Raw genomic sequence first — 15371 nt, forward strand, 5'->3', positions numbered from 1 at the left:
GCTGAAGTCACTCCCCCACGGCCGAGGACGACACCGCACCCACCGGCACCACACGCGCGAACCCGCCGTCCACCATCAGATTCGCCACCGTCTCCAACTCCGGCGGATTACCGGCCAGCCGCAACAGGAAGACGTCGAAATCGTCCCCGCACGGCAGCAGCAACCGCTCCACCCGCTCCGCCGGCGGCAGCGAGGGATCCACGTCCCGCGCGTCGTCGTACGCGCAGAACCACACCGAACCGATCCGGTCACCCTTCACCTTCACGGCCAGCAGACCGCCCTGGACGAAGCCGATCCCCAAGTAGTCCTTGGTCAGATGGTCACGCAGACACTTGTTGACGTACACCAGGTCGTTGACCGCCGCCTCGTCCCGCACGGTGAAGAACGGCTGGTCGATCAGCAGCCCCAGCTCAGCGTCCAGCGCGGCACCCACCGGCGCACAGCCCCCCGCCGCCTTCAGGAACGACCGGTACGGACCCGGCAGCCGGAAGCCGAGATCCTCCTCGACCCCCTGCACCTGCGACTCCGTCACCGCCACGCCCGACTTCGGCAGTCCGAAGTGCGCCGGACGCGTCTCCTGCAACGGCCGCGTGCCCCGCTTGGACTGGTCGACGCCCGACGTCGCCACGCCGCCGTGATGCCGCAGCAACGCCTTCACCTCGACCGGGACCAGCTCCAGCCGCCGCGAACCCACCGCGTGGTGCCACGTCCAGCCGTGCGGCGTCGCCACCGCCGGCACCGTGTCCCACAACTCGTGCCCGGACGCCGCCAGCGCCATGTTCGCCGACACGTAGTCCGTCAGCCGCAACTCGTCGACACCGAAACCCTCCGGCGGCTCCGCGATCTCCGCGGCCGCACGCGCGTAGGGCGAGAAGTCGGGGTAACCACGCTCGTCGACCCGTACCCCTCTCGGGTGACGGGCCGCCCGGACCGGATCCGGGAAATGCACGACCTGCCCGGCGTAGGCCGCGTTCGGCGGCGCGGCTTGCTGCCCGAGCCGACCTGTCGTCATGGCGGTTGCCCCCTGCGGCACTCTGTACGACCCGTATTGACCACCTTTGGCGCACTACGGCCCGTATCGACTGTCACGTCTGTCTGTCTCGACTTCTCTGCACTTCCCAGCACCCGCCGACCTCACGGATCACCCTCCGGTTCACTGCATCGATCTCCGAACGGATCACCGCACGGCCCGCGGTGCCGACAGCCTATGCGGTACGACGACACCGGTCACCGGCACCGGTCGGCCGCCCCTTCCGCTTCCGTGACCAGCCGTCACCCCACCGTGACGGCACGCCCCGGTACGGGCGTGTCACCGCTCCCCAGCTTCCGCACCAGCCAGGGCATTTGGCAGTCTGTGACCCCCGGGGGATGCACGGAGGGGAATACGATCATGAACGCGACACAGACGGGACCACACACCGGCAGGTCCGCCGACCCACGAAACGGCGACCCCCGGGGCGGCGACCCGCGACGCGGCGACCCGCGCACAGGCGACCCCCGAGGCGGCGACCCCCGCATCGGCTGGAGCGCCACAGAAGCCGCCCACGCCCCCGTCCTCCACCACCGCCGCGACGGCATCCTCCCCACCGTCGCCGCCGCCCTCTCCGTCCGCGGCGCCACCCTCACCGGCACCGCCGCCCGCGGCGACACACCCCCCGCCCTGCACCCCCTCGTCCAGGACTTCCTGGACACCCTCACCAGCGCCCAGCGCGACCGCTTCACCGGCCGCTGCGCCGAGACCATCCTCATCTCCCGGCACATCGCCGCCGCCGACGCCGCCCGCAGCAAACGCGCCGCACGCAAACCCATGACCAACGGCGAGGCCCGCAAAGCCCTCAAGCAGGCCAAACTCACCGCCCGCCGCATCCGCGAGGACGGCGACCCCCTCCACGGCAGCTTCGCCACACCCTGCCGCGCCTGCACCGCCCTCAGCGCCCACTTCGGCGTCCGCATAGTCGACCCGGCGTCCCAGAACGGCTGAGGCCCCCACACACCCGCACGGCCAGACACCCCGGCGCGCACCTCACCCCACCCATGACCTCGACGAGACGAAGGGCAGATGCACACCGACCGCACCTCCACCACCCGCTTCGCCGTACAAGTCGACGCCGCCCTGCGCGCCGCCGGCTGGCAACCCGGACGCTGGGACATCAAACAAGCCGAGATCTGGGCGGACGCCCTGCGCGACCACATCTCACCCGCCGGCCACCGCCACACCGTCTTCCCCGCAGCCGTCGAGGCCTGGGCCGAATTCGGCGGACTCCACATCACCCCCACCGGCCCCGGCCGGCAGGTCGCCCCCGCCGCCCTCCACCTGGACCCCCTGCACGGCCTCCACATGGCCCGCACCCTCGGCGACCTCGGCCGCGCCCTCGGCACCGAGGTCTGCCCCCTCGGCGCCGAAACCGACAGCCAGGCCCTCCTCGCCGTCGACACCGAAGGCCGCGTCTACACCCTCGACCACACCGGCGACTGGTACCTCGGCCCCGACATCGACCAGGCCCTGTCCACCCTCATCGCCGGCACGGAACCGACACGCCTGACAGCGGGCTGACAACGGCCGCACAAGGCCGCGGGGGCGGCTACGACGCCGGAATCACCGCAGACACCCGAAAACCCCCCGCGTCCGTCGGCCCCGACACGAACACCCCGCCCAGCGCCGCAACCCGCTCCTTCATCCCCACCAGCCCGTTCCCCCCGGACGGCAACCGCGCCGACGACGCCGCCGCCTCCGGCGGCTCGTTCTCCACCTGCATCGCGATCTCCGACACCCGATGCGCCAGCCGCACATACGTCTTCGCCCCGGCCGCGTGCTTGTGGACGTTCGTCAACGCCTCCTGCACCACCCGATACGCCGTCTGCTCCACCTGTTGCGGATACGACCGGGCATCCCCCTCCACCGACAGATCGACCACCATCCCCGCCGCGGCCGACTGCCCGACCAGCTCCTCGATCTCCGCCAGACACGGCCCCTCGTCATCGGCGGCCCGCGAAGCCGCCGCCGCGGCAGCCACCCCCACCGCCGCCAACGGCACCGACGCGGCACGCTCCCGCCGCTCACCCCCGCCACTGCGCAGCACCCCGAGCATCTCCCGCAGCTCGGTCAGCGCCTGCCGCCCCATGTCCCCCACGAGCGCGGCGTTCCTGACCGCCTTCTCGGGATCCTTGCGCGCCACGGCCTGCAGCGCGGCGGCATGCACGACCATCAGGCTCACCCGATGCGCGACCACGTCGTGCATCTCCCGGGCGATCCGCGTCCGCTCCTCGTTCCGGGCCCACTCGGCCCGCTCCTCCGCCCGCTCCGCGAGCAGCTGAAGCTCCCGCTCCAGACTGTCCGCACGCTCCCGCAGGCTCTCCATCAGCCGCCGCCGGGCCCCCACATACAGACCGAGCAGCACCGGGGGCGCCGTGAAGCCGAGCGACATCGTGATCGCCGCGAAGGGCACGAACCAGTCCCCTATGTCCAGGTCCCCCCGCGACACGTCCTGCCGCGTCTTCACGAACGTCACGATCAGCGTCCCCACCAGCGACATCCCCGCCAGCGAGGCGATGATCCGCCGGGGGAGCTCGGCCGCGGCCAGCGTGTACAGGCCGACGACGCCCATCAGGAAGCCCATCTCGGCGGGCGTGATGGCGATCGAGACCAGCACGACGGCGATCGGCCACCGCCGCCGCACGAGCAGCACGGAACCGGCCAACAGACCGAAAACGACCCCCGCGGCCACCGGAATCCCCGCGTCCTTGGCGAACGGAAAACCCTCCGCCCCGCACTCCAGCGCGGACACCACGGCCAGACTCACATCGAACACGGCACTACGCCGTCTGGCCCACCACCACGGCCCTCCCCGGGCCGTCACATGCTCTTCCCCCGTCGCGGTCATGCCCTCCAGCCTACGGGCGCCCGCAGCCGGTTTTCCGGTGAGTTTCCCGGACTGGCCTACACCACACTCCGTGACCGTTCGGCTGCGATACGGCCCGATATCCCTCGAACTGCTGAATCGCTCACCGTTCGACCCCGGAACCCTCCATTCCGCCCGGACGGTATGCGTATGACACATGCCACTGGCAAATACGCCGACTTCGAGGGACTACGGGAGAGGGCGGTGGCGCTGCGGCGCGCGGGACTGAGCCGGCGCCAGATCCGCGACCGGCTGCACGTCGACAACAACGACATCCTCAACCGCCTGCTGGAGGGCGAGCCGCCACCGGCCTGGACGAAGCGCCCGAACGCGAAGGACGACCTCCGCGAGAAGGCCAGAGAGCTCCGGCGCCGGGGCTGGACGTACGACCAGATCCAGGTGGAGCTGGGGTGCTCGAAGAGTTCGATCTCGCTGTGGGTACGGGATCTGCCGAAGCCGGAGCGCAAGCGCAGCACCGAGGAGGCTGCCGCAATCGCCCGGCGCGGCTGGGAAGAGAGGTTGCGGATCGGCGAGGAGGAGCGTCGGCAAACCAAGGAAGCCGCCAAGCAGAGCATCGGCACGCTCTCGAACCGTGAGCTGTTCCTGGCGGGCGTCGTCCTCTACTGGGCAGAGGGCGCCAAAGACAAAGGCCAGGGCCGCCAGCGACGAGAGAAGCTGCAGTTCATCAACAGCGATCCGAACGTCATCCGCCTCTACCTGCGCTGGCTCGAGTCGATGGGCGTGGAACGCGAGCGCCTACGGTTCCGCGTCAACATCCACGAGTCGGCGGACGTGGCGGCAGCCGAGGCCTTCTGGGCCGACCTGGTCGGCGCGGACGCTTCCTGTTTCCAGCGGACCGTGCTCAAGAAGCACAACCCCCGAACGAACCGGAAGAACACAGCGGCGAGCTATCGAGGCCGCCTCGCCGTCTACGTCACCAAAAGCGCCGACTTGTACCGTCGCATGGAAGGCGCTTGGTACGGCATAGTGTTGGGAGCCGACTCGGCGATCTAACCGAATGTCCGGTTTAGCCGAGTTTCATCCCCCATGGTGTAATCCGGCAGCACTGAGGGTTTTGGTCCCTTAAGTTCAGGTTCAAATCCTGATGGGGGAGCTGGTTACGCTCCGGCCCCGACAGCTACGTCGGGGCCTACACCCACGCCCCCACAAAACCCCCCGGTATCCTGCGGATGTCACCCCACCCCATCCACAGCCGAAGGGCATCCCGTGAGCGCCAACCGCCCGGCAGCCGTCGTCGTTCTCGCAGCGGGTGAGGGCACCCGTATGAAGTCGGCCACACCCAAGGTCCTGCACGAGCTCTGCGGCCGCAGTCTCGTGGGACACGTGCTCGCCGCCGCGGGCGAGCTGCACCCCGAGAACCTGGTCGTCGTGGTCGGCCACGCCCGTGAGAAGGTCACCGCCCATCTCGGCGAGATCGCCCCGGACGTCCGCACAGCGGTACAGGCGGAGCAGAACGGCACCGGGCACGCCGTACGGATGGGGCTGGAAGAGCTCGGCGGGGCGGTCGACGGGACCGTTGTCGTCGTGTGCGGGGACACTCCCCTGCTCACCGGCGCGACGCTCCAGGCCCTGTCCGCCACGCACTCCGCCGACGGCAACGCGGTCACCGTGCTGACCGCCGAGGTGCCGGACGCGACCGGCTACGGCCGGATCGTGCGGGACGACTCGGGTGCCGTGACGGCGATCGTGGAGCACAAGGACGCCACCGACGCCCAGCGGTCGATCCGGGAGATCAACTCGGGGGTGTTCGCGTTCGACGGGCAGCTGCTCGCCGACGCGCTGAAGAAGGTGCGGACGGACAACAGTCAGGGCGAGGAGTACCTGACCGATGTCCTGGGGATCCTGCGTGAGGCCGGGCACCGCGTGGGCGCCTCCGTGGCCGCGGACCACCGGGAGATCGCCGGCATCAACAACCGCGTGCAGCTCTCGGAGGCCCGTCGCATTCTCAACGACCGGCTGGTCACCGAGGCCATGTTGTCCGGTGTCACGGTCATCGATCCGGCGACCACCTGGGTCGATGTCACCGTCACGTTCGAGCAGGACGCCGTCGTCCACCCGGGCACGCAGCTGCAGGGGTCGACGCACCTCGGCGAGCGCGCGGAGGTCGGGCCCAACTGCCGGCTGGCCGACACCCGGGTCGGTGCCGGCGCGCGGGTCGACAACACCGTTGCCGTGGGCGCGGAGGTGGGCGCGGAGGCGAGCGTCGGGCCGTACGCGTATCTGCGTCCGGGGACCCGGCTGGGTGCCAAAGGCAAGATCGGGACGTACGTGGAGACGAAGAACGCCTCCATCGGTGAGGGGACGAAGGTGCCTCACCTGTCGTATGTCGGTGACGCGACGATCGGTGAGCACACGAACATCGGTGCCGCGAGCGTGTTCGTGAACTACGACGGTCAGGAGAAGCACCACACGACGATCGGTTCGCACTGCCGCACGGGCTCGGACAACATGTTTGTGGCGCCTGTCACTGTCGGGGACGGCGCGTACACCGCTGCCGGGTCCGTGATCACGAAGGATGTGCCGCCCGGTTCGCTGGCCGTGGCCCGTGGTCAGCAGCGGAATATCGAGGGTTGGGTGGCTCGAAAGCGTCCGGGGAGCGCGGCCGCGAAGGCGGCGGAGGCGGCTTCCCGGGGGTCGGCCGACGAGGGCTGACCGAAACCGGTGCCTAGAACACGGCGTACGGTGATAAGTGCATACCCGCACCCCACCAGCTGAGACGGCCTCCAGCAAGCCGGCTGAGAGGTCTCTCGACACCCAGCTGCGACACCTCTGAGGAGACAGTGCTGTGACCGGGATCAAGACGACCGGCGAGAAGAAGTTGATGTTCTTCTCCGGCCGCGCCCACCCCGAGCTTGCCGAGGAGGTCGCCCAGCAGTTGGGTGTCGGGGTCGTCCCGACGAAGGCCTTCGACTTCGCGAACGGTGAGATCTATGTGCGTTATCAGGAGTCGGCACGTGGTGCCGACTGCTTCCTGATCCAGAGCCACACGGCTCCGATCAACAAGTGGATCATGGAGCAGTTGATCATGATCGACGCGCTGAAGCGTGCGTCGGCCCGCTCCATCACCGTCATCGTGCCGTTCTACGGTTACGCGCGGCAGGACAAGAAGCACCGGGGACGTGAACCGATTTCGGCGCGTCTGATCGCGGACATGATGAAGACCGCGGGCGCGGACCGGATCCTGACCGTGGATCTGCACACGGACCAGATCCAGGGCTTCTTCGACGGTCCGGTGGATCACCTGTTCGCGTTGCCGCTGCTGGCGGACTACGTGGGGCGGAAGGTGGACCGGGACAAGCTGACGGTCGTGTCTCCGGACGCGGGCCGGGTGCGGGTCGCCGACCGCTGGTGCGACCGGCTGGGTGCGCCGCTGGCGATCGTGCACAAGCGCCGGGACAAGGATGTCGCGAACCAGGTCACCGTCCACGAGGTCGTGGGTGAGGTGAAGGGTCGCGTGTGTGTCCTGGTGGACGACATGATCGACACGGGTGGGACGATCTGTGCCGCGGCGGACGCACTGTTCGCGCACGGCGCGGAGGACGTGATCGTGACGGCGACGCACGGTGTGCTGTCGGGTCCGGCGGCGGACCGGCTGAAGAACTCGCGGGTGAGTGAGTTCGTGTTCACGAACACGCTGCCGACGCCGGGTGAGCTGAGCGGGGACCTGGACAAGATCTCGGTGCTGTCGATCGCGCCGACGATCGCGAATGCGGTGCGTGAGGTGTTCGAGGACGGTTCGGTGACGAGCCTGTTCGACGACCAGTAGGGGCCCTTGGTCGGGCTTGTGTAGATCGTTTTGGGTGCGGCCTCCCTCGCCGAGTAGACTGCTGAAGTTGCTCGGCGAGGGAGGCCGTACCGCTTCTTCTGGAGGCTTGTACGGCGGTCCGTTATCGACGCGCTCTTCGTAGCAGGCCGTTCGTGGCCGGGTGACCACGTCCGTTTCTGACTTCGAGGAGTGTTTATGTCCGAGGTGAAGATCTCCGCCGCGACGCGCACCGAGTTCGGCAAGGGTGCCGCGCGCCGTATCCGTCGTGAGTCCAAGGTTCCGGGTGTTCTGTACGGGCACGGTTCGGACCCGCTGCACCTGACCCTGCCGGGTCACGACCTGCTGATGGCGCTGCGTACGCCGAACGTGCTGATCGCGCTGGACATCGACGGCAAGCAGAACGAGCTGGCGATTCCGAAGGCCGTGCAGCGTGACCCGCTGAAGGGTTTCCTGGAGCACGTGGACCTGCAGCTGGTGAAGCGTGGCGAGCAGGTCAACGTCGAGATCTACGTCCACACCGAGGGTGAGCTGGCGCCGGGCGGCAACCTGCTGGAGCACGTGCTGAACGCGCTTCCGGTGGTGGCCGAGGCCACGCACATCCCGGAGTCCGTGACCGTCTCCGTCGAGGGTCTGACGGCCGGTGACTCGATCCTGGCCAAGGACATCCCGCTGCCGAAGGGCACGACGCTGGACGTCGAGGAGGACACCGTCGTCCTGCAGGTCCTGGCCGCGCAGGCCGAGGAGCCCTCCGAGGGCGAGGAAGAGGGCTCAGAGGCCGCCGAGGCCTGATCCCTCGTCGTCGTTTCGTCGGCCGCTGTTCCCGTGCGGAGCAGCGGCCGACGCGTATGAAGGAGACATGGACGTGACGACCGATGCCGCCGCTCCCTGGCTGATCGTGGGGTTGGGCAATCCGGGGCCGGAGTACGCGGGTAACCGGCACAACGTGGGCTTCATGGTTGCCGATCTGCTGGCGGAGCGGATCGGGGGGAGGTTCAAGCGGGCCGGGAAGGCGCAGGCGCAGGTCGTCGAGGGCCGGATCGGGCCGCCGGGGCCGCCCAGCCGGCGGGTGATTCTGGCGAAGCCGATGTCGTACATGAATCTGTCGGGCGGGCCGGTGAACGCGCTGCGGGACTTCTACAAGGTGCCGGTGGCCCATGTGGTGGCGATTCATGACGAGTTGGACATTGATTACGGGATGCTGCGGCTGAAGCTGGGTGGCGGGGACAACGGGCACAACGGGCTGAAGTCGATGACGAAGGCGTTCGGGGCGGACTATCACCGGGTGCGGTTCGGGATCGGCCGGCCGCCGGGTCGGATGCCGGTGGCGGATTTCGTGCTGAGGGATTTCTCGTCGGCGGAGCGCAAGGAGCTGGACTACTTCGTGGACCGGGCGGCGGACGCGGTGGAGTGTCTGGTGATCGAGGGGCTGGAGCGGGCGCAGAGTACGTACAACTCCTGACTTGTCGCCCTCGGGAGTTGACCAGCCGTGGGGGTATGGCCAATGATCCCGGCCATGCCTGCCTCTGCTGCCGTCACTCGCCAGAGCGCTCATGCCGTGTTGCGGTTCGGGCGGTTCGCGGCGATGGGTGCGGTCGTGGTGCTGATACTGATCGCGGGTGTGTGGGCGTCGTGGGGTACGGCGCAGCACGTGATGCTGACGAAGGGCCGGGAGCGCGGCACGGTCGATGTGACGCGGTGCGGGCAGGACACGTGCACGGGGCCGTACGCGCCGCTGTCGGAGGGTTCGCAGCCGCGGTCGAGGGTGGTCCTGGAGAAGTCGGTCGCGGTGCAGAAGGGCCGGACCTACACGGTGGTCGTGAAGCCCGGCAGCGATGACGCGGTGCGTTCGGGCCCGGCCGGGGTGCTGTACGCGTGGATTCCGCTGGGTGGTGCGCTGTTGCTGGCGTCGGTGGTGGTGGCGGGCGGACTGCTGCGCACGCGGGCGGCGTGGGTGATGGCGTTGTCGGGGGTGGCGTTGCTGACGGCCGCTTTCGTGACTGTCTGAGTGAATGTCTGAGTGATTTTCTGAGTAACTGTCCGAGGGGTTGCGGCGTTCTCCATTTCTGTGGGGGGCCGAGCGTTGTCGGTTCGTGATTGACGGGCGGTCGGGCGAGGCTGGAAGCTGAGCCGCCCCCTCCACATCTTCCCGGTCACTTCTCGAAGATGGATGACTTCTCGATGCGAACTCTTTCGCGCGCCGGTGCTGTCGCCGCCGCGGCTTCCGCGGTTCTCCTGCTCGCTCCGGCCGCCCAGGCGACCCCTCCCGGTGACAACGGCACGGTCAAGATCCACGATGCTTCGACGGGCGAGGAGCTGCGCCGCAACGAGCCGCACGTGTGCACGTTCTACCTGAACGCTTTCGGTTTTGACGGCGGCCAGGAGGTCGACTGGCGCATCGACGCGATCCCCCCGAGCGAGAACAAGGGGGAGACGGTGAAGTCCGGCGCGCTGACGCTGGACGCGGAGGGCCACGGACGTACGGAGGAGTTGTCGCTGCCGGACGGGCACTACAAGCTGTTCTGGAACTTCGACGGCGAGAAGGGTGCCGCCAAGCACAAGGTGTTCTGGACGGACTGCGAGGACGCGCAGGAGCCCGGCGGTTCGACGCCGTCCGGGGCGGCTTCCCCGTCGCCCTCGTCCGGGGTGTCTCAGGCGCCGTCGGCGGATCCGGGGTCGCCGAGTTCGCCGGCCGGCGAGGGAGTGCCCGTGTCGTCGCCGTCGCCGCAGGGCGGGGCCGGCGGTGACCTCGCCGAGACGGGCAGCGGGGCTCCGGTGGGTCTGCTGTCCGGTGTGGCGGCGGTGCTGGTCGCGGGCGGTGGGTTCCTGGCGTTCCGTCGCCGGAAGGTCAACCGCGGCTGACGCGGAACGCGCCGTGCCCCCGAGTCCGTACGGGCTCGGGGGCACGGTGGTGTCCGGGGAGCGGCTCAGCCGGTGTTGCGCAGGCCCGCTGCCACGCCGTTGACGGTGAGGAGCAGGGCGCGGGCGAGGAGCGGGTCGGGCTGTTCGCCGGCGGCGGCCGCGTCGCGCTGCCGCTTGAGCAGGGCGACCTGGAGGTAGGAGATGGGGTCGAGGTAGGCGTCGCGGATGGTGAAGGTCTGCTTGAGGACGGGCTCGGCGTCGAGGAGTTCCTGTTCGCCGGTGACCCGCAGTACCTCGGTCACGGTGAGTTCGTGTTCGGCCTTGATGGTGTCGAAGACGTGCTTGAGCTCGTCGGGGACGAGGGTGTCGACGTAGTGCTGGGCGATCCGCAGGTCGGTCTTGGCCAGGGTCATCTCGACGTTGGAGATGAAGTTGCGGAAGAAGTGCCACTGGCCGTACATCTCGTCGAGCACGGTGTCCAGGCCCGCCTCGCGCAGGGCCTTGAGGCCGGAGCCGACGCCGAACCAGCCGGGGACGATCTGCCGGGACTGGGTCCAGCCGAACACCCACGGGATGGCCCGCAGGCCGTCGAGCGAGACGCCGGAGCCGGGGCGGCGGGAGGGCCGGGAACCCAGGTGCAGGTCGGCGAGCTGGTCCACTGGCGTCGACGCGAGGAAGTACGTCGGCAGGTCGGGGTCCTCGACGAGGCGGCGGTAGGCGGCGTGGGCAGCGTCGGAGACGACGTCCATGGCGGCGTCCCAGCGGGCGAGGGCCTCGACGGACTGGCGGGGTGCGGTGTGCAGGGCGGAGGCCTGGAGGGTGGCCGCGACGGTGAGTTCGAGGTTCTCCCGGGCGAGGGACGGGATGAGGTACTTGTCGGAGATGACCTCGCCCTGCTCGGTCACCTTGATCTCGCCCTCCAGGGTGCCCCAGGGCTGGGCGAGGATGGCGTCGTGGGTGGGGCCGCCGCCGCGGCCGACGGTGCCGCCGCGGCCGTGGAAGAGGCGCAGGCGGACGCCGTAGCGGTGGGCGACGTCGCGCAGGCGGCGCTGGGCGCGGTGGATCTCCCACTGGCTGGTGGTGATGCCGCCGAACTTGGAGGAGTCGGAGTAGCCGAGCATGACCTCCTGGACGTCGCCCCGGAGCGCGACGAGGCGCCGGTAGGACGGGTCGGAGAGCATGTCCTCCAGGATCGTGTCGGCGGCCTTGAGCTCGTCGGTGGTCTCCAGCAGCGGCACGATGCCGATCTTGGCCCAGCCGGCGTGCAGGTCGATCAGGCCGGCCTCGCGGGCGAGGACGGCGGCGGCGAAGACGTCGTCGGCGCCCTGGCACATGGAGATGATGTACGACTCGATGACCTCGGGCCCGAAGACCTCCAGGGCCCGCTTGACGGTCTGGAAGACGCCGAGGGTCTTCTCGCCGGGCGCGTCCACGGGTGCCGGGGTGGGGGCGAGGGGGCGGCGGGAGCGCAGTTCCTTGGCGAGCAGCTTGGTGCGGTAGTCGCGGGGCATGTCCGCGTACCGCCAGGACTCCTCGCCGAGCCGGTCGAACAGCTGGCCGAGGGCGTGGTGGTGGGCGTCCGCGTGTTCGCGTACGTCCATGGTGGCGAGCTGGAGGCCGAAGGCGGCCAGGGTGCGGATGGTGCGGGCGAGGCGGCCGTCGGCGAAGAGGCCGCCGCGGTGTTCGCGCAGGGAGGTCTGGATGATCCGCAGGTCGTTGATCAGTTCGCTGGTGCCGAGGTAGTCGCGGCCCGGCACGTGCGAGGTGCCCTTGGCGAGGCGCTGCTTGGTGTTCTCCAGCTTCTGCCGGATGCAGGTGGCCTTGAGCCGGTAGGGCTCCTCGGCGTTGAGGCGCTTGTAGCGGGGGCTGATCTCGGGGAGGTTGTCCAGGTCGGCCTGGAGGGAGCTCAGCAGTTCCTCGGTGGCGCCGGCGTAGCGGATGGAGTTCGACAGGAAGCCGCGGAGTTCGTCGATCGTCTCCAGGGCGTCGTTGATGCCGTGCTCGTGCTGGAGGATGAGGACGTCCCAGGTGACCTGGGGGGTGACGTTCGGGTTGCCGTCGCGGTCGCCGCCGATCCAGGTGCCGAAGGTGAGGGGGCGGGTGTCGTCGGGGAGCTTGACGCCGGCGCGCTCCAGTTCCGCGGTGAGGTCCTCCAGGACGTCGCCGACGGCGCCCGCGTGCAGTTCGTCCAGGTAGTAGATGGCGTTGCGGGCCTCGTCGGCGGGCTCGGGGCGGACGACGCGCAGTTCGTCGGTCTGCCAGACGAGGTCGATGTTCTCGGCCAGCCGGATGTCGAGGCGGCGGCGGTCGGACTCGATGACCGGGGTCTCCAGGAGCGCGGCGATGCGCCGGAGCTTGTTCAGGACCGACCGGCGCGCGGCCTCGGTGGGGTGTGCCGTGAACACGGGACGAACATTGAGGTGGCGGACCGTCTGGCGCAGGTGCTCGGGGTCGGCGTCCTTGAGGCGGTCGGCCGTGCGGGCGAGCAGTCCGCCCTCGGCGGCGCGCCGGGCGCGCAGCTCGCGGCCGCGGTGGACCTGCTCGGTGACGTTGGCCAGGTGGAAGTAGGTGGAGAAGGCGCGGACCAGCTTGGCCGCGGTGTCGAGTTCGGTGCCGCGCAGCAGCTCGGCGGCAGCCTCGCCGTCCTCACGGGTGAGGCGGCGGACCTTCTCGACGAGCTCCAGGAGCTCGGGGCCTTCCTGCCGGACGAGGGTCTCTCCGAGGAGGTCACCCAGTCGGCGGATGTCGGCACGCAGCTCACTGCTCGTCGTCGTGGTCTGGTCGTCGGCACTGCTCACAGGTGCGGCTCCTTGCAGTGTTGAAGCTCGTCTGGGAGGGGGTACCCGGACGGCGTCTCGGGCGGCGGGCGCCGCATACGGGCCGGACATCCGGGAAGAAATCAGAGCGGACCGCGCTGTCCGACCGACTCCAGGATAGGTGTCGGCCGGGACGCGCAGGCTCTTGGGCTCTTGCCGCCGGGCGACGCGCTGCCATACTTACGAAGCCGTAGGTTACGGAACCGTAGGAAGCACAGCGGGGTACCCGTGCTCCGGCACCCTCCTCTCCATCCACATACCCCCCAGGGGACGCGTATGACCAGTAGTTCCGACGTGATCGAGAACGCCCCGAAGGCGTCCGGTCAGGCCACCGATCAAGCCCCCGCCGCCACACTGGGCGGCGAGCAGAAGCGCTCCATCGAGCAGATCGCCCTCCTCCTCTTCATCACCGTCCCGTTCCTCGCACTGCTGGCGGCCGTGCCGCTGGCCTGGGGCTGGGGGGTGAGCTGGCTGGACCTCGGTCTGCTGGTGTTCTTCTACTACCTGGGGTGCCACGGCATCACGATCGGTTTCCACCGTCACTTCACCCACGGTTCCTTCAAGGCCAAGCGGCCGCTGAAGATCGCGCTGGCGATCGCCGGGTCCATGGCGGTCGAGGGTCCGCTGGTCCGCTGGGTGGCCGATCACCGCAAGCACCACAAGTTCTCCGACGCGGAGGGTGACCCGCACTCGCCGTGGCGGTTCGGCGAGACCCTGCCGGCCCTGATGAAGGGCCTGTGGTGGGCGCACATCGGATGGATGTTCGACGAAGAGCAGACGTCGCAGGAGAAGTACGCCCCGGACCTGATCAAGGACAAGACGCTCCGCACGATCTCCCGCCAGTTCGTCCTGTGGACCGTGGTGTCCCTGGCTCTCCCGGCGCTGATCGGCGGGCTGGTGACGATGTCCTGGTGGGGCGCGTTCACGGCGTTCTTCTGGGGATCGCTCGTCCGGGTGGCCCTGCTGCACCACGTGACGTGGTCGATCAACTCGATCTGCCACGCGGTGGGCAAGCGCCCCTTCAAGTCGCGTGACCGCTCGGGCAACGTGTGGTGGCTGGCGATCCTGTCCTGCGGCGAGTCCTGGCACAACCTGCACCACGCCGACCCCACCTCCGCGCGGCACGGTGTGATGCGCGGCCAGCTGGACTCCTCCGCCCGGCTGATCCGCTGGTTCGAGATGCTCGGCTGGGCCTACGACGTGCGCTGGCCGTCACGCTCGCGTATCGATTCGCGCCGTAACACCGGGGAAGGCGGCTCCCCGCGCGGGAAGGAGCCCGTCAAGGCGGCATGATGGTCGCTGTGGCGACCGACTCGAGCAGCACCCCCAGCAACGACAAGCCGCGGCGAGTGCGTCGCACCCGGATGACAGGTGCCGAGCGCCGCCAGCAGCTGCTGGAGATCGGTCGCACGCTCTTCGCCGCCAAGGGTTTCGAGGGCACGTCGGTGGAGGAGATCGCGGCTAAGGCCGGGGTCTCCAAGCCGGTGGTGTACGAGCACTTCGGCGGCAAGGAAGGGCTGTACGCGGTGGTCGTGGACCGCGAGATGCGGCGCCTGCTGGACATGGTGACCAGCTCTCTCACGGCCGGTCACCCCCGCGAACTGTGCGAACAGGCCGCCTTCGCCCTGCTGGACTACATCGAGGAGTACACGGACGGTTTCCGCATCCTGGTCCGTGACTCCCCCATCCCCCAGTCGACGGGTTCCTTCGCCTCGCTCATCTCGGACATCGCGACCCAGGTGGAGGACATCCTGGGCCGCGAGTTCAAGAGCCGCGGCTTTGACCCCAAGCTGGCCCCGCTGTACGCCCAGGCCCTGGTCGGCATGGTCGCCCTGACCGGCCAGTGGTGGCTGGACGTACGCAAGCCGAAGAAGGCCGAGGTGGCCGCGCACCTGGTGAACCTGGCGTGGCACGGACTGGACGGGCTGGAGGCGAAGCCGCACCTGATAGGGCGCCGCAAGGCCTAGGGGGTTCGAGGAACTCCTTCCCGGCCGCCCGGAAGTCCTCCTC

Annotated in this window: 14 protein-coding genes; 11 read left to right on the top strand and 3 right to left on the bottom strand. The window is 69.3% G+C overall.

All coding sequences use genetic code 11. The features are described from left to right. Positions 1 to 7: 7 nt before the first annotated feature. Positions 8 to 1012: an SMI1/KNR4 family protein gene (locus ACIBNA_RS18985; RefSeq protein ID WP_399166340.1), complete on the bottom strand. Its 1005-nt coding sequence runs from the start codon at positions 1010 to 1012 to the stop codon at positions 8 to 10. Positions 1013 to 1390: 378 nt separating this feature from the next. Between ACIBNA_RS18985 and ACIBNA_RS18990 the strand changes: the two genes are divergently transcribed. Further along, entirely contained in the window at positions 1391 to 1981 is a 591-nt protein-coding gene (locus ACIBNA_RS18990; RefSeq protein ID WP_399166341.1) for a YwqJ-related putative deaminase, read from the top strand. Between the two features lie 78 nt (positions 1982 to 2059). Beyond that, positions 2060 to 2554, top strand: coding sequence for an SUKH-3 domain-containing protein (locus tag ACIBNA_RS18995; protein WP_399166342.1), 495 nt, complete (start codon positions 2060 to 2062; stop codon positions 2552 to 2554). Positions 2555 to 2582: 28 nt separating this feature from the next. Here the strand turns inward: ACIBNA_RS18995 and ACIBNA_RS19000 are convergent, their stop codons facing one another. After that, complete coding sequence (locus ACIBNA_RS19000; RefSeq protein WP_399166343.1) at positions 2583 to 3881, bottom strand: sensor histidine kinase; 1299 nt, start codon at positions 3879 to 3881, stop codon at positions 2583 to 2585. Positions 3882 to 4049: 168 nt separating this feature from the next. On the opposite strand from ACIBNA_RS19000, the gene ACIBNA_RS19005 reads away from it, so the two are divergent. The 7 genes from ACIBNA_RS19005 (at position 4050) to ACIBNA_RS19035 (ending at position 10545) form a co-directional block, all read left to right on the top strand. Beyond that, complete coding sequence (locus tag ACIBNA_RS19005) at positions 4050 to 4913, top strand: hypothetical protein (RefSeq protein ID WP_399166344.1); 864 nt, start codon at positions 4050 to 4052, stop codon at positions 4911 to 4913. A gap of 213 nt (positions 4914 to 5126) precedes the next feature. Then, the gene (gene glmU, locus ACIBNA_RS19010) at positions 5127 to 6572 is read left to right on the top strand and encodes a bifunctional UDP-N-acetylglucosamine diphosphorylase/glucosamine-1-phosphate N-acetyltransferase GlmU (RefSeq protein ID WP_399166345.1); all 1446 of its coding nucleotides are present in this window, start codon (positions 5127 to 5129) and stop codon (positions 6570 to 6572) included. Positions 6573 to 6705: 133 nt separating this feature from the next. Beyond that, the gene (locus ACIBNA_RS19015; RefSeq protein ID WP_274816892.1) at positions 6706 to 7686 is read left to right on the top strand and encodes a ribose-phosphate diphosphokinase; all 981 of its coding nucleotides are present in this window, start codon (positions 6706 to 6708) and stop codon (positions 7684 to 7686) included. Between the two features lie 195 nt (positions 7687 to 7881). Next, on the top strand, positions 7882 to 8475 hold the full coding sequence (locus tag ACIBNA_RS19020; protein ID WP_399166346.1) for a 50S ribosomal protein L25/general stress protein Ctc: 594 nt from the start codon (positions 7882 to 7884) through the stop codon (positions 8473 to 8475). Between the two features lie 67 nt (positions 8476 to 8542). Then, positions 8543 to 9145 carry an aminoacyl-tRNA hydrolase gene (gene pth, locus ACIBNA_RS19025; protein WP_274816894.1) on the top strand — a complete coding sequence of 201 codons (603 nt, stop codon included), beginning with the start codon at positions 8543 to 8545 and terminating at the stop codon, positions 9143 to 9145. Between the two features lie 42 nt (positions 9146 to 9187). Then, on the top strand, positions 9188 to 9691 hold the full coding sequence (locus tag ACIBNA_RS19030; protein WP_399166370.1) for a hypothetical protein: 504 nt from the start codon (positions 9188 to 9190) through the stop codon (positions 9689 to 9691). A 173-nt stretch (positions 9692 to 9864) separates the two neighbouring features. Further along, a complete protein-coding gene (locus ACIBNA_RS19035; protein WP_399166347.1) occupies positions 9865 to 10545 on the top strand; it encodes an LPXTG cell wall anchor domain-containing protein in 681 nt (226 codons plus the stop codon). A gap of 65 nt (positions 10546 to 10610) precedes the next feature. On the opposite strand, the gene ppc is transcribed toward ACIBNA_RS19035, so the two are convergent. Then, on the bottom strand, positions 10611 to 13343 hold the full coding sequence (gene ppc / locus ACIBNA_RS19040; RefSeq protein ID WP_274816896.1) for a phosphoenolpyruvate carboxylase: 2733 nt from the start codon (positions 13341 to 13343) through the stop codon (positions 10611 to 10613). Between the two features lie 294 nt (positions 13344 to 13637). Here ppc and ACIBNA_RS19045 point away from each other — a divergent pair, with 294 nt between their 5' ends. After that, positions 13638 to 14654 (top strand): acyl-CoA desaturase, encoded by a 1017-nt coding sequence (locus ACIBNA_RS19045; RefSeq protein WP_399166348.1) that lies wholly within the window; start codon positions 13638 to 13640, stop codon positions 14652 to 14654. Beyond that, positions 14651 to 15328: a TetR/AcrR family transcriptional regulator gene (locus ACIBNA_RS19050; RefSeq protein WP_037668217.1), complete on the top strand. Its 678-nt coding sequence runs from the start codon at positions 14651 to 14653 to the stop codon at positions 15326 to 15328. Before ACIBNA_RS19045 ends, ACIBNA_RS19050 begins: the two co-directional genes overlap by 4 nt. The last annotated feature ends 43 nt before the right edge of the window (positions 15329 to 15371 follow it).

Origin of the sequence: Streptomyces sp. NPDC050164, from assembly GCF_044459945.1 — a bacterium.
Lineage (GTDB): Bacteria > Actinomycetota > Actinomycetes > Streptomycetales > Streptomycetaceae > Streptomyces > Streptomyces coeruleorubidus_A.